Annotated in this window: 15 protein-coding genes; 2 read left to right on the forward strand and 13 right to left on the reverse strand. The window is 52.5% G+C overall.

The window, feature by feature from the left end; translation table 11 throughout:
* Window positions 1–13 precede the first annotated feature (13 nt).
* From G8770_RS13885 to G8770_RS13945, 13 genes are all read right to left on the reverse strand, one after another.
* Window positions 14–874, reverse strand: coding sequence for a MaoC/PaaZ C-terminal domain-containing protein (locus tag G8770_RS13885; RefSeq protein WP_167187851.1), 861 nt, complete (start codon window positions 872–874; stop codon window positions 14–16).
* 89 nt (window positions 875–963) lie between these two features.
* Window positions 964–1,740, reverse strand: a complete 777-nt coding sequence (locus tag G8770_RS13890) for an enoyl-CoA hydratase/isomerase family protein (RefSeq protein WP_167187854.1) — start codon at window positions 1,738–1,740, stop codon at window positions 964–966.
* Between the two features lie 101 nt (window positions 1,741–1,841).
* Window positions 1,842–2,642 (reverse strand): enoyl-CoA hydratase/isomerase family protein, encoded by an 801-nt coding sequence (locus tag G8770_RS13895; RefSeq protein WP_167187856.1) that lies wholly within the window; start codon window positions 2,640–2,642, stop codon window positions 1,842–1,844.
* A 111-nt stretch (window positions 2,643–2,753) separates the two neighbouring features.
* Window positions 2,754–3,911, reverse strand: coding sequence for a thiolase (locus G8770_RS13900; protein WP_167187859.1), 1,158 nt, complete (start codon window positions 3,909–3,911; stop codon window positions 2,754–2,756).
* 61 nt (window positions 3,912–3,972) lie between these two features.
* Window positions 3,973–6,225 (reverse strand): acyl-CoA dehydrogenase family protein, encoded by a 2,253-nt coding sequence (locus G8770_RS13905; RefSeq protein ID WP_208022264.1) that lies wholly within the window; start codon window positions 6,223–6,225, stop codon window positions 3,973–3,975.
* 254 nt (window positions 6,226–6,479) lie between these two features.
* On the reverse strand, window positions 6,480–7,673 hold the full coding sequence (locus G8770_RS13910) for an amidohydrolase family protein (protein WP_167187862.1): 1,194 nt from the start codon (window positions 7,671–7,673) through the stop codon (window positions 6,480–6,482).
* Window positions 7,674–7,825: 152 nt separating this feature from the next.
* Complete coding sequence (locus tag G8770_RS13915) at window positions 7,826–9,061, reverse strand: acetyl-CoA C-acetyltransferase (RefSeq protein WP_167187865.1); 1,236 nt, start codon at window positions 9,059–9,061, stop codon at window positions 7,826–7,828.
* A 42-nt stretch (window positions 9,062–9,103) separates the two neighbouring features.
* Window positions 9,104–10,156, reverse strand: coding sequence for an acyl-CoA dehydrogenase family protein (locus tag G8770_RS13920; RefSeq protein ID WP_167187868.1), 1,053 nt, complete (start codon window positions 10,154–10,156; stop codon window positions 9,104–9,106).
* A gap of 5 nt (window positions 10,157–10,161) precedes the next feature.
* Window positions 10,162–11,319 (reverse strand): acyl-CoA dehydrogenase family protein, encoded by a 1,158-nt coding sequence (locus tag G8770_RS13925; protein ID WP_167187870.1) that lies wholly within the window; start codon window positions 11,317–11,319, stop codon window positions 10,162–10,164.
* On the reverse strand, window positions 11,319–12,548 hold the full coding sequence (locus G8770_RS13930; protein WP_167187873.1) for a CaiB/BaiF CoA transferase family protein: 1,230 nt from the start codon (window positions 12,546–12,548) through the stop codon (window positions 11,319–11,321). The genes G8770_RS13925 and G8770_RS13930 overlap by 1 nt, the downstream gene beginning before the upstream one ends.
* Window positions 12,549–12,591: 43 nt before the next feature.
* Window positions 12,592–14,964 (reverse strand): acyl-CoA dehydrogenase family protein, encoded by a 2,373-nt coding sequence (locus tag G8770_RS13935; protein WP_167187876.1) that lies wholly within the window; start codon window positions 14,962–14,964, stop codon window positions 12,592–12,594.
* A 9-nt stretch (window positions 14,965–14,973) separates the two neighbouring features.
* Window positions 14,974–15,747 carry an SDR family NAD(P)-dependent oxidoreductase gene (locus G8770_RS13940; protein WP_167187879.1) on the reverse strand — a complete coding sequence of 258 codons (774 nt, stop codon included), beginning with the start codon at window positions 15,745–15,747 and terminating at the stop codon, window positions 14,974–14,976.
* A 187-nt stretch (window positions 15,748–15,934) separates the two neighbouring features.
* A complete protein-coding gene (locus G8770_RS13945) occupies window positions 15,935–16,303 on the reverse strand; it encodes a Zn-ribbon domain-containing OB-fold protein (protein WP_167187882.1) in 369 nt (122 codons plus the stop codon).
* Window positions 16,304–16,641: 338 nt separating this feature from the next.
* Here G8770_RS13945 and G8770_RS13950 point away from each other — a divergent pair, with 338 nt between their 5' ends.
* Window positions 16,642–18,270, forward strand: coding sequence for an AMP-binding protein (locus G8770_RS13950; protein WP_167187885.1), 1,629 nt, complete (start codon window positions 16,642–16,644; stop codon window positions 18,268–18,270).
* A 157-nt stretch (window positions 18,271–18,427) separates the two neighbouring features.
* Window positions 18,428–20,791 carry an acyl-CoA dehydrogenase family protein gene (locus tag G8770_RS13955; RefSeq protein ID WP_167187888.1) on the forward strand — a complete coding sequence of 788 codons (2,364 nt, stop codon included), beginning with the start codon at window positions 18,428–18,430 and terminating at the stop codon, window positions 20,789–20,791.
* Window positions 20,792–20,879 lie beyond the last annotated feature (88 nt).

Genomic DNA, 20,879 nt, shown 5'->3' on the forward strand with positions numbered 1-20,879 from the left:
CACAAAATACGTATTAACCTCGGATGTCTACCCGACCATTATCAATAACTGTAACCTTCCGTACAGGCACACTCACACGAAATGCCGCACCTTTTGCATCCATCCAGATATCAGTTCGCAGTGTTTCCCCGGGAAAGCACGGCGCAGTAAAGCGAACATCAACCTCGGTCATGCGTGAAGGATCTCCCTCACACACGGTCTTTATCAGAGCCAGAGCAGCGACGCCCATAGTGCCCAGCCCTTGTAAAATTGGGCGATCGAAACCAGCTTTTTGCGCAATTTCGGGATCGGCATGCAGTGGATTCATATCACCATTCAGACGATACAATAAAGCCATTTGCGGCGAAACCTCCCGCTCAACACTGAGATCCGCGGGTCGATCAGGAATCGCAAAAGGTGCGACCGGCTGATTACCAGAACCTCCCATGCCGCCATCACCCCGACAGAACAACGTCTGCTCCATAGTCACCAACAACTCATCCGTTTCGGCGTCGAAGAGATTGCGCTCAAAAAACACCAACACACCCTTGCCTTCACCCTTGTCGATGACATCGCGAACCCGTCCTCGGCCAATGATTTTACCGGCGACAGGCAAGGATTTATGCAGCTTAACGCGCTGGCCCCCATGCACAATTTCAACCCAGTCAAGACCACTGTTTTGTTCGCGGGGCCAAAATCCAGGATGTGCCAGTACCACGGCCATGGTTGGAATAGCCTGCAGGTTTTTTTCAAACACCAACCCAAGATCACAGGCATCCATCGGATCTGTGCCCGCCCCCAGACTTAACGCATAAAACATGGTGTCTTTTTCGCTATAGGTGCTTGATACATCCGGCACCTCTAATTTCATTAAATCTTCGTAAGTCGTTGCCATGATTAAGTTCCGCTAAATACGACCACCGTAACAGCGCTAATATTGCCTCTCATATCTGGAAGTGAAGAGTGCCACCCACGTGGTTATAATTAGTGCCCGGTAAACACGGGCGCCCGTCGCTCCCTGAAAGCCGCAACGCCCTCGTTGTGATCCTGACTCAGATAAAGTGCAGGCTGATGATCAACCTCAGTGCGCAAAACATCATCGAGAGTCACATCCCCCTTGGCGTAAGCCGCCTTTACCAGAGCTACCGGAATGGGTGCCGCAGCCGCCATTTGCTGCGCCAGAGCGATAGCTTCAGTCTCAGCACTTCCCGCAGCAACCCGCTGATCAACCATGCCCAACTGCTGAGCTTCGTCGATTTTTACCTGACGAGCGGTAAAAAATAATTGTTTGGCCTGAGCCACACCAACACGCTGGGGCAGACTCCACATTAAGCCCATATCCGGAATTAGACCGACCTTATTAAAAACTGCACAAAAACTAGCGGTCTCGCTGGCAACCACGAAATCACTGGCCATCGCCAACGACAATCCCAATCCATAGGCAAATCCTTCTACGGCACAAACCACAGGTTTGGGGCCACCGTTGAGTAAGCGTACGATTCGGTGTGCTCGTTCAATACGCAAACGTGAGCCCAGCATAGGACGATCGGCTTGCATTTCGGAAACATCACCACCCGCACAAAAATGCTCACCGAGACCGGTCAATACAATGGCTCGGCAATCACTAGCACCAAAAGCAGCCTCCAATGCATTAATTAATTCAATGACCATATTGGTAGACATCGCATTGCGATTACCGGGGTTGTCCAGCACCAATACGGTAACTTGATCCTGGTGAGTTATTTGAATGTGTCCCGCCATAGGCACCTGACTCCTGTGAGCATGTATTTATACGCCAGTACTGACCAAATACTTTGGCACGGCTGCACTCTGCCGGAACAAGGTCTGATCAATCCCAAATATTACTTACCCGTAAAGGCAGGTTTGCGACGCTCGCGGAATGCGTCAATCGCTTCCTGATGATCGCTGGTCTGGCCTGCAATATGCTCGTAAGCCATCCCGGCATCCATCATGCTGTGAGCCAATTGCTTTAATGGAATATTCACCACTTGCTTGGTCCAACGTACGGACTGAATCGGCATAGCGAGCAGACGCTCAGTATAAGCATCAACCGCAGCATCCAACTCTTCAGGCGCCACAGCTTTGTGAATCAAGCCCATCTCCTGCGCCTCTTTACCCTTGATGACCTCACCCGTAAACAAGTAGTGTTTAGCTCGAGCGTAACCCATCAGTTGTGGCCAAATCACACTGCCGCCATCACCGGCCATCAATGCTACATTGTTATGCGGATCTCCAAACTTGGCAGTCTCGGTGGAGAAGGTAATGTCAGCCAGAAAGGACAGCGTGGTACCCAGACCAATTGCATCACCGTTTACTTTACAAATAACCGGTTTTTCGCAATCCAATAGTGTAAACACAAAGCGCTTGGCCTCACGGATAGTGCGATGCATCAACTCTGGGTTGTCACGCAGTTTTTGCATATACTCCAGATCGCCACCTGCGGTAAAAGCGCGACCTGCGCCGGTCACTACAATAATTTCACTGTCCAAATCTTCCGCTGCATCAAAAAAAACACGGGATAATTCGCGGTGACCAGCTTCACTGAAGGCATTCAGTTTTTCCGGATTATTTAAAATAATATTGAGAACTTTGCCCTTGCGCTCAAATTTGAAAAACTCGTAACGATCGAAAAAATCTGACATAAAAAATTCTCCGTTAGGGTCGGCTGTGCCGGCTTTTATAAAATTATTTAAGGCTACGCGATTAAACTCAATGATCTAAAATCAGGTTATCTAAAACCAGGCCGTCTACATTCAAACAGTCTCTCCGGTGCCAAGTACCAGCGTTGCCTGACTCGACAGGGTTCCACCGTTAGCATGGGATACCGCCAGCTGGGCGTTCTCTATTTGTCGCTTACCCGCTTGGCCGCGTAATTGCAGACAGTTTTCAACGATGGTAAACAAACCATACATACCCGGATGACAGCATGACAATCCGCCACCATTGGTATTCACCGGCAGCACTCCACCTGGAGCAATTCGGCCGCCAGCCACAAATTCTCCGCCCTCGCCTTTGGCACAAAAGCCGAGGTCCTCTAGAAAAAGAATGGTATTGATGGTGAAAGCATCGTAGACATTGACGACGTTCATATCGCTGGGTTGGTAGCCCGATAGAGCAAACGCACGCTGACCGGACTCTGCCGCCGGAGTCACGGTCAAATCCTGCATCTGGTCAACACTGGAATGCCAGACCGCTGCCGCACCACCCAGCAAATAGACAGGTGTCGTAACCAGATCTTTGGCTCGATCTGCGCGAGTCATCACAATGGCCGCCGCACCGTCAGTAATCAGGCAGCAATCGGTTTTGACCAAGGGGTCAGAGATCATGCGGGCATTCATGCAGTCTTCGATGGTCAGCTCGCCCTTGCCGTACATAAAAGCTTCCGGATTGAGGTTGGCCCAGCCCCTGGCGGCGACCGCCACTTCAGCCAACTGCTCGCGGGTGGTGCCATACTGATGCATGTGCCGGGCAGCTGCTAGCGCATAGGACGATAGCGGGTTCAGCGGTCGATAAGGTTTTTCATAGGGTGACGCCTGGCGCATGGATACCAGGCCACCAGCACCGGTACGCTGATTGCTGCCATAAATGATCAACGCCGTATCAATGTAACCCGCTTCCAGCATGATCGCGGCAGTGATGGCGTGGGAAACAAACGCCGAACCACCCGTGCGATTATTGTCACTGAAACGCGGGCGAATCCCGAGATATTCCGCCGCCGATAAACCCGACAGCGCATCATCACCGGTACAGACAAACAGCGCATCTACGTCTGGTAGCGTCAGGTTAGCATCGGCCAGTGCCAGTTTGGCCGCATTGGCGGCCAAATCCAAAGGACGATAATCCGGAGCCTCTCCCATCCCAAAGGTGGCAGTGCCAACTATAGCCGTTTTACCGCGTGGAAATATTTCCATAACCCATCCTGTTTATTATTGCTGCTGGGACCCGCCGACCCAAATCTGTTTTTAAACTCGCTTAATTACGGGATTTAGGCATACCTAAAGCCTGTTCCGCGACGAGACTGCGCTGCACTTCACTGGTGCCACCGTAAATAGTGGTGCCAATGGACTGGCGATAACCCAACTCCACCTGCCCAAGCCCGCTATGATCCGCAAACACGGTGTCCGGTGCCGCCAAATCCATCAGGTCAAGGGCATCGCGCTGGTAGATTTCGGTGGCAAACATTTTCGCCATAGGGCCCCAATAGCGGCTGTGCACTTTTTCGGACATGGCCCAGATAGCTCGACGGCACAACAGAGTGGAAACCTCCAGATGCACCTTACTTCGAGCCAGTCGTCCGGCGGCATCGCGGTCGTGTAGTAGAGGTTCGCCATCGCGAGTGGTTTGCAGAGCCCAGGCTTCAGCAGCGTTCACCATCGTCACATGGCCGTGGCGATACTGATCGGCTGAACCATGCTCCATCTCCAGAGTACTGGCCATAACCTTAAGCCCCCCATCCACTGGCCCAATGAGGTATTTTTCTGGTAATAGCACTTCGCTGAAATAGACAATATTGGTGCGCTCATCCTGAAGGGTGTGTACAGCATGAACTTCGATGCCGGGTAACGTCATGGGCACCAGAAATACGCTCAACCCGGCGTGCTTGGGCTTATCGGGGCTGGTACGTGCCAACAAAAAACAATAATCGGCGAGGTTCGCGGCGGTGGTGAAAATTTTCTGACCGTTGATCAACCAGTTACCATCAGCTTGTTGCTCTGCTTTGGTTTTTGCCGCAAACAGATCGCAACCGCAGGAAGGCTCAGTAAACCCCATACAAGCCAGTGCTTCACCGCGACCGAAACGACTCAACGCTTCTTCTTTGACTTCGTCGCAGGCGAACATCATGAGAATCTGTGCTACCTGGTTGGTAATCGGTGCCGTCACATGCTCCCAGCCATAGGACTCCATTACGGCCGTCATCGCTGCCAGATCGTAAGCATCACGCTCTAACCCGCCGTACTGTTTGGGCCAATGCGGAAACAACAGGCCATCGCGCGCCAGCTGTTTATTAAACTCGGGGTGGAAACCCGCCACGGAATGATGAGCGTGGGCACGCAATTCTGGCGTTAGATTTTTCTCGAAGTAGGCACGAACTTCTTCACCAAAGACTTCCGCTCGCGCTCCCAGGCTGAAATCCAAATCGATCTGGCCGGCGTCAGGCAGGCTCACCACAACATCAGTCCACAAACGCTGAGCAACCTGTTGCAGTTCCTGTTGGGGATCGCCCAGCGGTAACACCATTGCTTTGGATTTACGGTAGTAAAACTGAATGTCGTATTCCAGCGAGACGCCATAGCCCCCAAACGTGTGAAGGGCACGGCTCATAGCCCGCGCGGCCACTTGTGATGCCCACCAGTAGGCCATGGATACACTGGCGGCAGCATCTTTACAACCCTTCGAAATCGCCCAGGCTGCGCGCCATGCCAGCAGTTGTGCACCCTCAGCCTCAGTAACGGCATCGGCCAGTGGGTGAGAAATCCCCTGAAAACTGCCAATCGCATTACCGAAGGCAAAACGCTCTTTGGAATAGTCCGCGGCCATCTGTAGGCCCTGCCGGGTCAGCCCTGCCAGGCGAGCCGTATTAAGCAACTTCCACTCTTCTATTGCGGCCTGAAACAAGGTGACGGCCTCAGCACCGACCAACAGTGACAAACGCTCACCGCCACATTCCTGAAAATGAATCCGGGCTAACGGATCACTGCCCAAGTTGGCAACCGTTTGGGGCTTTTCAAAACCACTCAAGAGTGCCAGTTCGTCTCCATCAAGAAATAACACAGCATCAGCTATAGTGGCAGCAGGCACAACCTGTAATGGTCGTGTAGCAACATTGTGCAGAGCCAACGTCAGTACTGAACCGCTCAGGCTGCGCTCCAAATGCTCGGCAGCAGCCTCAGAACGCCCGGCTAACCCGAGTAAACGACAGGCAACTATCACCTCAATCACAGGGGCAGAGGCCAGGTAACGCCCTGCCTCTTCAGCTACCAGCAACGCATCCAGAAGACTGCTTTCAAGGCCACCTTCGGTCTCAGGCACCCGTAACATGGGGATACCCGCCGCGCTGACCTGCTCCCAAAGAGCGGCATCAAAGCCGCTGGACTCGGCAGCACGCAAGCGCTCAGAAGTAGATTCAGCGGCAAATAACCGGGCCATGGATTCGCGCAGCATACGCTGCTCGTCGGACAGGTGGAGATTCATGATGCACAGCCATATATGAAGTTTGATCTTCATATTAAACTAACTATTCATCAGTTTTCAACACCTATTAAATAATAACGCTGGAGCCAGGGGAAATGGTCAGTTTTGATGGAGCTAGAAGTATGCTGGACCTGACCTTTTTACTCGATTTTTTGATCGAGAAGATTGTTTTTTTTGCTGCCACCGCCAGCATCCTGTTGCTGGTTAAGCATAGAGTTTACCTGCCAGTCCTGAAGTCAAATCATTCACACAGTGCCTGAGCTTCTATGCAATAATTTAGACTAGCCTCAGTCTGCAATGCCTAACAATCCCATCAGATTCCCACCCATGATTTTCGCTTTATCCGGTTCGGGCATGTTTTCGATATCTTTTAACCATTCCAACGGTTCCGCAAGTCCTTCCGGATGTGGCCAATCACTGCCAAACAAGACATGATCAACACCAATCAGATCCGCCAGTTTGTAAATATCATCTTCAAAGAAAGGGTGAATCCAGACATTTTTTCGAATCGCGTCCAACGGATGTTGCCTGAACATCTGTGGCTGCATTCGATAAACCTGATTCAAACGATCAACCAGAGGATACAGCCAGGCACAGCCACACTCGATATACCCAACCTTCAAGCTCGGGTGGCGATCAAAGACACCGTGGCAAATCAACGATGCCAGATGATGACCAATAGCCAGAAAATTCACATCCATGACCGCTTCCAGCGGGTCATTTTTGTCAAAGGGTAGCCACTCCCCCCCCTGACCAAGCTTATGGCGTGCATAAATATCACTGTAGCCACTGTCGGAAATATGAAAGGTGACGAATATATTATTTTCGGCCAATAGGGAAAATACAGGATCAAACTCCGGCGACCCCATCGAGCGCGAGCCATGGCCGTCCGAGACATAAGTGGGACGAATTAATACGGCACGGACTCCGTTATCAATTAACCATTGAGCCTCTTCCAGTGCTTTGTCAGCATCCATCATGGAGATTACCGGCATCCCAAAGAACTTGCCATCCTCCCCAAAGCCCCACTCTTCTTTAATCCATTGATTCAGAGAGTGCACGACGGCGTGACAAAAGTCCGGCCGATGGGCCATATGTCCTTCAACAACCGAGACCAGAGTAGGAAATACCAGGGTTCCCCTCAGCCCCTGCTCTTCTAACAGCTGCTTGCGTCGATCATTTTTATAAGCGTACTCATCCTTGCGTTTCTCAATCACATTAAACTCCCTGAAGGATTTACCCTCAGGGTTGTTCCCCCGATAATAATCGACATGACAACCTGGCGCTGCCACCACTTCAAATGTGGGGTTAGGAATGTAATTGGATACATGGCCGTCAATGACTAACTTGGTTTTGCCATTGATTTGGGCAAATTGTAATAGTTGTGTATATTCTTTCGGCAAATACTTCAACAGCGCTTCAGGCGGCTCGTAAAAATGGGAATCACAATCAAAGGCTGGAAAATTGAGAGAGTTAGTCATAGTAGTTTGTAGTAAATTAATTGTCGTAGAATAAAAGTCAAAAAGCGCGCACTGCAGTTTGTGTATCGTCTACTACAGTAATGTATTTCCTACAGGCATCGCATACAATTTCAGTATCAGTCTTTCCTGCTGATTGGCATTCCCAACCAGGTTCAGACGCGTTCAATAATCAGCGCGGGAGCCATACCGCCGGCGGTACACATGGTCACCAGACCGCGCTGCAATCCCCGACGCTCCAGCTCATCCACTAAGGTTCCTACCAGTACAGCACCCGTGGCACCAATGGGATGCCCCAAGGCAATGGCACCACCATTCACATTGACCTTGTCGCGGTCCAATTTCAGATCCCGGATACACTTTTCCACTACAACCGCAAATGCCTCGTTAATTTCAAAAAGGTCAATATCAGCAACACTTAAACCTGCCTGCTGTAACACTTTGCGAATGGCCAGGCCCGGCGCATTGAGCATCAAAGTCGGATTATCGCCAGCATTAGCTGCAGCAATAATCCGGGCTCTAGGCTTAAGACCATGTGCACTGGCGTAGTCCGGTGACGACAGCAGTACGGCAGCAGCACCATCCACCACACCCGATGAATTACCGGCATGATGAACATGACGGATTTTCAGATCCGGATATTTCTGTAAGATCAAACTGCGGTAAGTCGTACCCTGATCGTCTAGCGCATGATCGGCCAGCAGTGTAAAAGCTGCGTTGAGTTCAGCCAAACTCTCGCGGCTTGTTTGTGGACGAGGATATTCGTCTTTATCCAGCAGTAACTTACCCTGCTTGTCATAAACCGGAATCAGCGATTGAGTAAAATAGCCATTAGCTACGGCGTGGGCGGTGCGCTGTTGACTTTGGTAAGCCAGCTCATCCAACGCCTCCCGGTCAATGCCTTCCAGCGTCGCAATAGCATCCGCCGACACCCCCTGATGGGATTGCGGGTGTAAGTTACGCAAGACCAGGTTACCGCGATCCACTAATGGTGATTGATCGTTACTGAAACCCGGAAACAAAGACATCATTTCTGTTCCGCCCGCCACCATCAACTGTTCAAATCCAGCCATAATAGAGGCCGCTGCCAGATTCACGGCCGACAAACCAGAACCACAAAAACGATTGATGGTAATCCCCCCGGCTTTCGGGCTATAACCCGCCGCCAATGCAGACATGCGTCCCAAGTCACCGCTCTGGGTACCCATCTGTGAATTGGTTCCCCAGATCACATCATCAATGGCAGCCGTATCCAGTGTATTGCGTTCAGTCAGCGCCTTAAGCACAGTGGCGCCCAATTGCTGCGGATGCAATTCAGCCAAAGCCCCCTTTCCCTGTTTGCCAATGCCACGCGGAGTACGGCAAGCATCTATAATCCAAACATCATTCATAATCAGCCCTTAAAAGGAAAAGTAGCGTTGCAGTACAACCGTTTAAGCCCGAAGTTGGGCATCAGTAATTCTGGGCCACAGATTATGACTGCCCGCCGCAATCACTTCACGACCTAAGGTTTCTGCCCAAAAGTGGTCACTGCCGGCCTCGCCACGCCACTGCCAAAGACGCCGGGTCAATAACTGCAACTCATGCTCTTCGGTCACCCCGATAGCCCCAAAAACCTGATGCGCGGCGCTGGCAGCAGCTGTGGCGGCGACGCTGGCGCGCACCTTAGCAATGGCCGCGCCACTGACGCTATTGCCGACATCCATTTGCTGACAACCAAAAATAACGCCGGCCTGAGCAGCCGCTGATTGCATGGCAAGCTCAGCCACGTGGTGCTGAATGGCCTGAAACTTACCGATAGGACGACCAAACTGTTGACGGGTGTTAGCGTATTCAATGGTCAGTGACAGGATGCGATCCAGAATGCCACTGATAACCGCAGCACGCAGCAACGCCATGCTCGCCAGCAAGTCGGTACTCTCTGCCACCGGCGCGCACTGAGCAACAGCTTGAGCCTGCAAAGTAATCGCCGCCGCCGGAATCCGAGCAAAAGAATCCACCGGCTGGGAGGGCAAATCGGTAGTGCTGACGACGAATAAAAATTTCTGTTTATTGCGAACAGCAACACCCACCAAATGACTGCAATGCGGCAACCAGCTCACCAATCCGTCGCTGCCGCTAACGCAATTGTCCCCATCCAGCGTAAAGGCTACGTGAGAAACGGCTAAAGCGCCTGCTGGAATATCCATACCCGCAGCGGCCAACACCTGACTGGCAAGCAAAGACTCTGCCAGCGGCACCGGAGCCCCATGCCAACCCAAAGTGCGCAGCATAGGCAGACAGTTCTGCCAGCCCAGATCCGCACCAATGTCATTACTTGCCAATGCCAGTGTTACTCCCAATGCTTCAATTTCCTGCCACAACTCAGTTATCGGAGCCCCTTCCTCAATCGCGGTAAGACGTTTGGCGTCCACCGCACGAGCCAGCAGGCGTTGCAATTGATCAGCGAGCATCTCGCCAATAGGTAAATCAGTGGCATCTGTCATTGTTGTTACCTCAAGCCCAAACCGCGGGCAATAATTCCACGCATAATTTCGTTAGTGCCGCCACGCAGTGAAAAGCTTGGCACCGACTGAGTCAGGTAACCCTGCATATGTGACAGCGTATGGTGTGGGTCAATGCTCGGTGAACAATCCAGTAAGCTGCGGACCAGCTCTGGCATATCCTGTTCCAGTTCTGTGCCTAGCAGTTTGGTGACGGCAGCCTCTTGCAACGGGGTTTTACCTTCACCTAATTGATTCAGAATAGACAGAGACATTTCCCGCAGGACGGTGATATCGGTAAACGCCAAACCTACAGCACGAGCAGACAGACGATCCATCGTATTTTCATTAAGAGCATCAATGGCTGCTGGTAATAGCGGGTATGAACTCAAATAACGATCAGGACCACTGCGTTCATAGGCCAGTTCGGCATTCACCTGAGCCCAGCCATTGCCCTCTTCACCCACCAGACTGTCTTCCGGCAGGAGAACATTGTCGAAAACGATTTCGTTAAAATGGGATTCTCCGGTTAAATCACGGATTGGATTAATCTCAATCCCCGGAACCGTTAAATCAATCAAAAACTGTGACAAGCCTTTCTGTTTTTGTTCGGGCGAACCACTGGAACGAAACAGCCCAATCATAAAGTCACATTCGCGTGCATATGTGGTCCAGATTTTACGGCCATTCAGCAGCCAGCCATCGCTGACTTTTTCGGCACGGGCTCGCAGAGAGGCCAAATCAGAACCACTGTCTGGTTCTGACAAACCAATACAGAAGGCGGCTTCGCCTCGGGCAATCCTCGGCAACAACGTCTGCTTTTGCGCCTCATTACCATGGCGCAGTATCAGCGGACCGCTCTGACGATCAGCGACCCAGTGAGCACCGACCGGAGCGCCCGCCGCCAGCATTTCTTCCACCACCACATAGCGCTCAACCACACTGCGCTCGTGCCCTCCGTAAGCTTTGGACCAGGCCATACCAATCCAGCCTCGCTTGCCCACTTCACGACTGAATTCCCGATTGAAACCCGTCCATGAGTGGCCGATGTCCCAACCGGACCAGTGTGAGGACATCTCGGCCAAAAATTCCCGCACCTCCTCACGCAAGCCCTCGGTTTCAGGCGGTACGTGATAACTGGGGAAATGAAAAGGTGAACTCAGCATCAGATGGCTCCCCGATCGTGCAGCTCATGAATTTGGCTGTCATCGTATTGCAGCCACTGGCGCAGCACCTGCTCCGTGTGTTCACCAATCACAGGGGGTGGCTTGCGATAGGTCACTGGTGATTCAGAGAAACGCATAGGGCTGGCCGCACTGCGAATGGTTCCGGTTATCGGGTGTTCCTGAGTCACTATTAATTCACGCGCCTGTACCTGTGGATCGTGGGCAATATCGGCCATTTCATTAATGGAGCCTGCCGATACCGTACCCGCATTCATAATGTCGACCCACTCGGCCTTGCCTTTGCCACGCAGTGCCTCCGTCACGAGGGCACGCAGCAATTCCCGATTGGCAACTCGCGCCCCCATAGTGGCAAAGCGTTCGTCAGTAGCCCATTCTGGAAACCCAAGCACGGTTGACAAGCGAGCAAATTCACGGTCGTTAAACGTCGCAATTAGAATAAAGCCGTCGTCCACCTCAAACACACCATAAGGTGCGGCGCTCGGATGATCGTTTCCCGTGCGCCCCAGGGCAACACCACCGTTAAACCAGGCGGAGAAGGTATTGAGCATGGCGGCCAGTTGCGAATCAAACAAGGAGACATCAATATGCTGTCCCTCACCGGTAGCGTGTCGGTGATTAACGGCGGCCAGCACACCAATAGCGGCATAGAGGCCGGCACAGATATCGGCAATAGGCACGCCCACACGCATGGGGCCATCACCCGCCTCGCCATCCCTATGCCCCGTCACTGACATCAGACCGGCCATGGCCTGTACCAGATAATCATAACCGGAGCGGTTCGCATAAGGACCGGTCTGACCAAAACCGGTCACCGAACAGTAGATCAAACCAGGATTAATTTCTTTTAAAGCTGCGTAGCCCAGACCGTACTTCGCCAAGGTTCCTGTACGATAGTTCTCTAGCAGAATATCCGCCTCCCCCGCCAGGCTCTGAATCAAAGCAGCCCCCTCCGGCTTGGCAAAATCAACCGCGATCGATTCTTTGTTGCGGTTCACCGCCTGAAAATACGTGGACTCACTGGTGTCAGTACCCTGCTCGTCTTTAATCCAGGGTGGACCAACACGGCGACAATCATCGCCTTCACCCAGCCGTTCAATTTTGACAACTTCGGCACCCAGGTCCGCTAAAATCTGACCGGCATAAGGGCCGGCAACCACACGTGTCATATCCAGCACACGCAAACCGGATAATGGGCCTGCATTTGTCATGATTTTCTCCGTTATTCTTTCAGCAGTATGGATAAACAATCTGTTAAGCCGGTAATTTCAACACCGCTTTAGCGATGATATCGCGCTGCACTTCATTAGCTCCGGCAAAAATAGTGACCGGACGCGACATCATTAATTGCCAATGCAAGTCGATCAAGGTATCGCCAATACGCGTATCACCCACAACACCGCCCCATTCAGCCGCCGCCTCGACATTAAATTCGGTGACGCGTTGCAATAACTCTGAGGCATACAATTTGAGCATGGACACTTCCGGCCCTGGCTCTCGTCCGCTGTCAGCAATATCGTCACAAATACGAGCATACAACAGTCGATAGTCGTGCAGATCGGCGCATAACTTAGCGAAACGGTCTCGGGCGCCGCAATCTATATCCAGCTCACGCATAGCCAATAGCTGAGACGAAAGCTCCAACGCCTTGGTAATCAATGCAGGACTGCCAATCCAAATCCGTTCATAACCGAGAAGTGACTTGGCGACCTTCCAGCCCTGATCCAGTTCGCCTACCAGATTTTCTCTGGGAACCCGCACGTTATCAAAGAAAACTTCACAAAATTCATCTTCACCGGCCAGATTTAAAATCGGTCGTACCGTAATGCCGGGAGTCTGCAAATCGATTAACAGAAAACTAATGCCCTGCTGCTTTTTCTCGTATTTACCGGTGCGTACCAAGGTAAAAATATGCGTCGAGTCATTGGCATGGGTGGTCCAGATTTTTTGCCCATTGACCACAAACTCATCACCATCCAAAACCGCTGACGTGCGCAGACTGGCCAAATCGGAACCGGCATTAGGCTCGGAATAGCCCTGACACCAGACATGCTCACAGTTGAGAATTTTAGGCAAATAATGAGCGCGCTGTTCATCAGAGCCCAACAAAATCAAGGTTGGTCCCAGCTGTGATTCACCCAGATCAATAACCCGCGCTACTCCGGCATGTTCCAGCTCTTCGTGATAGATCAACTGCTTGCGAAACGACAGTCCCATGCCACCATATTCCCGTGGCCAAGCAGGTGCTCGCCAGCCACTGTCATTGAGGATTCGCAACCAGTGCACTTGCTGCTCTCCCCGCAGACGACGAAAGGGACGATGAAAATTCTGACGCCATTCAGCAGGAAAGTTTGCAGCCAAAAAGGTACGCAATTCCTGACGGAATTGTTCATCCGTCAGCGCATCACGATTTCCTGCCAGTTCACGGTTGCTCTCTGTCTCCGTAGTTTGACCCGTGCGGTCCATCTCACCGCCGCTGGCACCAGAAGAATTGTCAGTCACAGCCCCAAATTCAGGCTGAATGGTGTGAGCCATAAACTGGCGAAGCAGACCCGTAGGTACACCCAACCAACTGTTGTATTGCATCGCAGCGCGCAAAAACAAGCCGATATCGCACTCTTCGGTGAAACCCATGGCACCATGCAGCTGAACCGCTGTGCGACCAGCCATAGTGGCCACCTCGCCAGCGCGGGCCTTGGCGGCATAGACACTTGCACACGCCGCAGGACGCTCTGTTAAATCCAGTTCCAGCGCCGCAGCCGACCAGGCCGCGTCGGCCAGCTCGACATTAATCCGCATATCAGCACAACGATGCGCCACCGACTGAAATGAACTGAGAGCGCGATCAAACTGACGACGCTGACCCACATAATCACAAGTCGTCTCCAGCGCTCCGCGAGCCAAACCAGCGAGCTGGGCAGCCGCAGCGACCCGCCCCCAGGCCAGCGCTTTTTCCAGCGCAGCATCTGCAACAGCACCTTGCAGCAACGGATAATCTCGCACCGGCGTATTTTTAAAGGTTACTTCGGCATAATGGCCTTGTGCCGTCGCAACACGCTGAACAGTGATACCGTCGGCATTGGCATTGACCGCCACAATGGCGGTGCCCTCTGGTGTAGTAGCTGCCACCAGAAGTACACCATCATCTTCTACCGCACACACAAAACGCTTGCGTCCATGCAGCATGCCAGCGACCTGCCCCCCTTCAGGAAACGCCTCGAAGCGAGTGCCATAGGTGAGGTTATCGGCTTCACTGACCTGCTCCTGCCACGCTAATGCAAAATGCACTGCGCCAGAAACCAATCCTTCTGCTGAATCCGCAGCAACATCACCCGCAGCCCCCAGAATCACGCTGGGCATCAGTGCACCAGCGATATAGGGCTCCGCAAACAAGCGACGGCCAATAATTTCACACAGGGATGCAGCAGCCTTAATGCCCATGCCGGAGCCGCCTTGAGATTCTGGCAGAGCCAAGCCCAGCCAGCCCAACTCAGCAATCTCCTGCCATTGCTGGCGATTGCGCACACGCGGCAAACCGACATGACCTTTTTGTTCATTGATGTCCACTTTCGCTTGCAAGTAGTCACTCGCGCTTTCACGCAGAATTTCGATAATATCGTCACTCATATTGATTACTCACATTGCGATGGTGAAGCCACCGTTAACGGACAATACTTGGCCAGTGATATAAGACGCGCCTTCTGAAAGTAAAAAGCATACTGGCACAGAAACCTCTTGCGGAGTTGACCAACGGCCAAGGGGTATTTGTGCCAAATAAGTGTCAGCGAAACGTTCATCGGTACGAACCGTTTCTGTCATTGCAGTCGCCACAACGCCAAAACACACCGCGTTACTGCGAATGCCGAAACGAGCCCACTCACGCGCGGCGGTCATGGTCATACCAAATACAGCAGATTTAGCCGCGGCATAATTGATTTGTCCCAAGCTGCCGCGACGCCCTGCATCCGAAGAGATATTTACAATGGCGCCAGGGTTTTTGTCTCCACCTTTAGCGCGCTCTAACATATGACGGCCAACCGCTTGAATGAAATTCATAGTGCCGGTCATGTTGACATCAATAACCGATTGCCATTGCTGCTGGGTCATTTTGTCAATCATGGCAGGGCGGGTAATGCCCGCATTGTTAACCAATCCGTGAATCGCCCCAAATCGCTCAACACCTTCAGCAACAGCCCTTTCTGCAAACTCCGGATCTGTAACATTTCCGGCGATGGAAAAAAATTGATCACCCAGCTCTGCGGCCGCATTTTGCAAGGCCTCAGGATTCATATCGATGCCGACAACGCTTGCACCTTGCTCCAGTGCCGTACGGCTAATAGCCATACCAATTCCTTGACCGGCACCGGTCACAAGAATGGTGCGCCCGATTAAAGACATGGGGTTATTCATTGCAGACTCCTGAAATCATTAATTAATATTATTTTGTGAAATTGCAGGCACTGCCACCGCAATGTGCAGTGTCCAATGTGCAATGGATAACGCCTCAAGGCGAAAAGCCTGTTCACTGATTATCGTCACGGCAAGACTTGCATTTTGGTCTGCCGTGACACTGATCTTGGTATTGTTGTAGCGGCAACTACGCAGGATCAAACACAACACAGGGTTCATCGGTGTCAATGCCTGCGATACGGGACTTCACCGGCATGCCGATATAGACCTCTTGCGGCTCTACACCTTCCACTCGGCTCATCATTCGTGGCCCTTCTTCGAGATCAATAAGGGCGACATTATAAGAGTCTTCCTGGTTTCTGCCTCGAATGACCGTCGTGGAATAAACGGACCCGCGACCGCATGCTTCTACCCATTGCAAATCATCGGCGCCGGTACCCGGCGAGATAACCCGAGGATAAAACACATGACGACCAGAGCTCGTGCTGCGTTGAATCATAAAGCGTCCCTGCAGCAAAAAAGCCTTGTAATCGGCATCGGGGTGTATATTTGTCATTTTTTTCATCCGGGTCATTGTCGTGTGAAAATGCAATCACAGGGTTAATAATCTTCGATCGCGCAACACCGTTTACCTGACATCCTTACTGATCAAGACGACAGATTTTCCTTCATTTTCACTCTATTCAGGGTGACAATCGACAGAGCCTGAAATATCGCACTCGAAAAATATTGGGCACTATATTTGAAAAGCATTAACACCATGCGCGACAGGTATATTGTGTGCTCTTGCCTCTTGGCAAGCGTCAAAGTCAGACTCAACACACGCTTGCACAAAAGATGACTATGTGTTAGTTTATGGATCAATAATAACGTTGTCAACAGCGGATAAAATCTATGACCAGTACATCCCCCTACACCTCTTGGAGCGGCACCGAGCAAGACACTATCAATGATTTATTGCGCCGGGCTGTAAACGATAATCCCGAGCGTCCCTTTCTCGATTTCCTGGGTAAAATCTACAGCGTAAGCGATATTGATCGCGAAGCTTGTCAGCTGGCTAACGGACTAAAAGCACAGGGAATCAGCAAGGGCAATACAGTTGCAACCTTGCTTGACAACAGCGCCGAAGCGATTTTTATCTGGCTTGCCATTAACAAACTCGGCGCCGTCAGTGTGCCCATCAACACCGCTTACAAAGGCGAATACCTTCGCCACCAACTCAGCGACAGTGCCGCGACCATCGTAATTGCCGAATCTGATTATGCAGAACGGACAGCTGAAATTGCTGACGGACTATCAGAAATTAAAACGCTGGTTTATCGAGGTGACAAGCCCAACCTGACTGATTTCAAACATCAATTACTTTCCTGGGACGAGCTGCACAGCACTAATACCTCCGACCCCATGATCGAGGTCTCGCCTGGCGATCTGTCCATGCTGATCTACACCGGAGGCACAACAGGCCCCTCCAAAGGCTGCATGGTGAGCCATAATTATGCCTGCAACCTTGCCCAGCTCATCAGCGAAGGCACAGGCCGCAGTAAAGATACCGTCAGCTGGACAGCCCTGCCCTTGTTTCATTTAAATGCCGTGGTCAATGTACTCTGTGACCTTAAAGCCGGCGGCCGAATGGCGCTATACCCACGTTTCTCAGTCTCCAACTTCTGGCCTGAAATTGAACGTACCGGGGCTAATTACACCACGCTGCTCGGCTCCATGTTCCCTATGCTATTAACCGCACCGGAAAACGATGCTGAAAAACGCTGCCGTGGCCAACTGGCCATTGTGGGTGGCGCTCCTTTTCCGACCAAATTACAGGAAGCCTGGAAGGAACGCTTCGGAGCCAAGCACACCGTATGCCCCGGTTTTGGTTTGACCGAGTGCTCACTGGTAACGTCGCTCCCTCTGGAAGCTGAAACCAAACCCGATTGCTCCGGCAAACGCAACAGCAGCTTTGACGTGCGCATCATTGACGACAATGGTAATGAAGTTCCCGATGGCCAGTCTGGCGAGGTGATTGTGCGCCCACTTAAACCACACGTCATGTTTAACGGTTACTGGAAACGTCCGGAAGACACTCTCAAAGTGATGGACAATATGTGGTTCCATACCGGTGACATTGGAAAATTTGATGAGGACGGCTTCTTTTATTTTGTGGATCGCAAAAAAGATTACCTGCGCCGTCGCGGCGAAAACATTTCCAGTTTTGAAGTGGAATCGTCTTTCCGCCGTCACCCGGCAATCGAAGACATTGCCGCTCACGCAGTCTTGTCTGACATGACCGAGGACGATCTGAAAGTCACCATCGTACTGCGTCAGGGTGAAACGATTACGGAAGAGGATTTATGTCGCTGGTCCGCGGATCAGATGCCTTACTTTGCCGTACCCCGCTATATTGAGTTTCGCACCGAATTGCCTCGCAATCCGGTGGGTCGCGTACTTAAATACAAGCTTCGTGATGAAGGTGTGACATCAACTACCTGGGATCGGGAAGTTGCCGACATAAAAATCCAAAAACGCTGATAACGATCACCACCCCGTTGAGTCTGATCAATACAAATCTGATCAATACAATGGGCTCAGTAGATTAATCGTCGTCTCACCAAGCCATCACGAGTATTGCGGTCTGCATAGAGGTGAGACGCCCCTTACATCACAGGTATAGCTACCGGAGAAATGTGTGAGTCACGCAACCGAAGAACAAATCGCCGAACTCAATATGATTCGTGAACAGGCCCAGCGTTTTTTGCAGGATCAGACCCAACCGGAACAACTCAAAGCACTGCTCGATCATCCAGGCAGTTTTGATCAAACGCTTTGGAATACTGCTGTTGAGCTTGGCTGGCCCATGCTGTCAGCCCCTGAAACCGTTGGCGGACTCAACATGGGAATGGCTGGACTCACCACCCTGACCGAACTGCTGGGTAAATACTGTGTCTCCCTGCCACTGATCCCGGCCTATGTGATCATCGAAGCTCTCCGACAAGCTGAAATGGATGAGCAGGCCCAAATACTGGCCGAGAATCTCGCCAGCGGCACATTCAAAGGCTGCCTGGCATTTGCCGAACCAGGCGACGCCGCCATTCCCCGCCAGCCATCGGTTACTTTCAATGATCAAGGCCTAAGTGGTCACAAAGCCATCGCTGCTTTTGCGGCAGTGGCCGATACAGCCCTGCTGCACGCCACAGACAGCCGTACCGGTCAGGTGGTGATGGTTACTGTTGAGCTGGATCAGGCTGGTGTTAATCGCACCATTCAGCCCGGCTTTGACCAGGCTCGCGCCGGTGCCGATCTGGTTTTCAGCAACGCCCGAGCCACCGTCATTCATTGCACTCACCCTACCGCGCTGCTGGATCGCAGTCTGGCCCTGGCGGCGCTGGCCACCGCGTTCGAACAAACAGGCGGGGCTGAACATGCCATGCTGATGGCTCGTGACTACGCACTCGAACGGCAGGTCTTTGGCCAGCCCATTGGTCGATTTCAGGGCATCAAGCACAAGATTGCCGATATGTATTGGCGTATTCAGCTGGCTCGCGGTTGCGCACTGGACGCGCAACAAGCCTTTGCCGCGGGCGCCAGTAACTGGCTCGCTCTGAGTGCCGCCGCCCGCATTGCGGCTACCGATGCCTACGAATTTACCGCCCAGGAAAACATCGAAACCCACGCTGGCATCGGCACCACTTGGGCAGGCATGCCACAGCATTACTATCGTCGTTCACGCGCTCTGGCACTGGAACTGGGCAGTGTCCCCGGCTGGCGTAACACCCTGTTGCAGCAAGCGAATATTGAGCAGCCACTGACGCAAAACGATACCTCTCAGGAAGCCCTGGGCGTCAGTGCCGAACTGCACGAATACCGCCTGCAAGCCCGCGCCTGGTTAGCCGAGAACGCCTCGGCCTTTTCCGGTGATGCCCGCCGTGGCCTCAGCTTTGAAGAAGACCTGGCTCTAGGTCGCCGCTGGCAAGCGCTCAAGCAGTCAGCTGGCTACGCCGCTATTAATCTGCCTGCTAAATGGGGCGGCGGTGGACAAAGTGAATTGCACAAAATCATTTTTGGCGAGGAGGAGTTGCGCTACCAACTGCCGACTGAGTACTTTGTCATCAGTACCGCTCAGATTATGGCAATCTTTCTGCGCTACGCGCCTGACGAAACCCGCGATGAATTAGGGCCACTGGCCATTCGTGGGGATCATATCTGGTGCCAGATGTTCTCCGAACCGGCTGCGGGCTCGGATCTGGCTGCCGTGCGCCTCAAAGCCGTGCGCGAAACCCGCGACGGTATCGAGGGCTGGAAGCTGGATGGCCAGAAACTGTGGACCAGCTGGGCTCAAGTAGCCCACTACGGCTTTGTGGTCGCGCGCACCGATACCAGTGTCGTCAAGCACAAGGGCATTACGACCTTTTTTGTCGACATGAGCACTCCCGGTATTAGCGTGCGTCCGATTCGCCGCATGGCGGGTCACGACGACGTCAATGAAGTCTTCTTCGACGATGTCTTTATTCCTGACAATCAGCGTCTTGGCCCGGAAAACAAGGGTTTTAACGTCGCCATGGAAATGCTGATGGTGGAACGTATTGCCGGGGTTTACGATGAAAGCATTGGCGGCGTGTCTTTGGACAAACTGATTGAACTGGCCCGCGATGCTCGCATCGATGGTGCACCGGCCATGGCTGACGGCCAGGTTCGCGCCGCACTGGCTCAGGGCTTTATCGAGCGTCAGGGGTTGCGCAACATTTATCGCCGCGCCATGGCTGCGATTGAGAATGGCATGGAGCCAGGACCCGAAGGCGCCATTCGCAAGCTGATTTTAGGTCGTGCCCGCCAGCGCCAGGGTGCGCTGGCGCTAGATCTGCTCGGTGCTCAGGGCGCCTATATGGACCCACAGGGTGACTTCCGCACCGACTTTGCGTGGTCGTGGATTGATCCGGCTGGACGCATTGCCGGCGGCACCGATGAAATACTGTTAAGCACCATTGGCGAGCGGGTGCTGGGATTGCCTCAGGACCACCGCCCCGATAAGAATGTGCCCTTTAATCAATTGTAACCCTGAGCTGGGCATTTGGCGGACATTGACAGTCCAGTGAGTAACTTGCAAAAACTCGCTGCTCAACGTCCGCCAGCCCAGCCATTTT

Source organism: Pseudomaricurvus hydrocarbonicus, from assembly GCF_011602365.1.
GTDB lineage: Bacteria > Pseudomonadota > Gammaproteobacteria > Pseudomonadales > Cellvibrionaceae > Pseudomaricurvus > Pseudomaricurvus hydrocarbonicus.

Coding starts and splice junctions, on each gene's coding strand:
- G8770_RS13885 (WP_167187851.1), bottom strand. CDS start 874: ATGGCAACGACTTACGAAGATTTAATGAAATTAGAGGTGCCGGATGTA.
- G8770_RS13890 (WP_167187854.1), bottom strand. CDS start 1,740: ATGGCGGGACACATTCAAATAACTCACCAGGATCAAGTTACCGTATTG.
- G8770_RS13895 (WP_167187856.1), bottom strand. CDS start 2,642: ATGTCAGATTTTTTCGATCGTTACGAGTTTTTCAAATTTGAGCGCAAG.
- G8770_RS13900 (WP_167187859.1), bottom strand. CDS start 3,911: ATGGAAATATTTCCACGCGGTAAAACGGCTATAGTTGGCACTGCCACC.
- G8770_RS13905 (WP_208022264.1), bottom strand. CDS start 6,225: ATGAAGATCAAACTTCATATATGGCTGTGCATCATGAATCTCCACCTG.
- G8770_RS13910 (WP_167187862.1), bottom strand. CDS start 7,673: ATGACTAACTCTCTCAATTTTCCAGCCTTTGATTGTGATTCCCATTTT.
- G8770_RS13915 (WP_167187865.1), bottom strand. CDS start 9,061: ATGAATGATGTTTGGATTATAGATGCTTGCCGTACTCCGCGTGGCATT.
- G8770_RS13920 (WP_167187868.1), bottom strand. CDS start 10,156: ATGACAGATGCCACTGATTTACCTATTGGCGAGATGCTCGCTGATCAA.
- G8770_RS13925 (WP_167187870.1), bottom strand. CDS start 11,319: ATGCTGAGTTCACCTTTTCATTTCCCCAGTTATCACGTACCGCCTGAA.
- G8770_RS13930 (WP_167187873.1), bottom strand. CDS start 12,548: ATGACAAATGCAGGCCCATTATCCGGTTTGCGTGTGCTGGATATGACA.
- G8770_RS13935 (WP_167187876.1), bottom strand. CDS start 14,964: ATGAGTGACGATATTATCGAAATTCTGCGTGAAAGCGCGAGTGACTAC.
- G8770_RS13940 (WP_167187879.1), bottom strand. CDS start 15,747: ATGAATAACCCCATGTCTTTAATCGGGCGCACCATTCTTGTGACCGGT.
- G8770_RS13945 (WP_167187882.1), bottom strand. CDS start 16,303: ATGACAAATATACACCCCGATGCCGATTACAAGGCTTTTTTGCTGCAG.
- G8770_RS13950 (WP_167187885.1), top strand. CDS start 16,642: ATGACCAGTACATCCCCCTACACCTCTTGGAGCGGCACCGAGCAAGAC.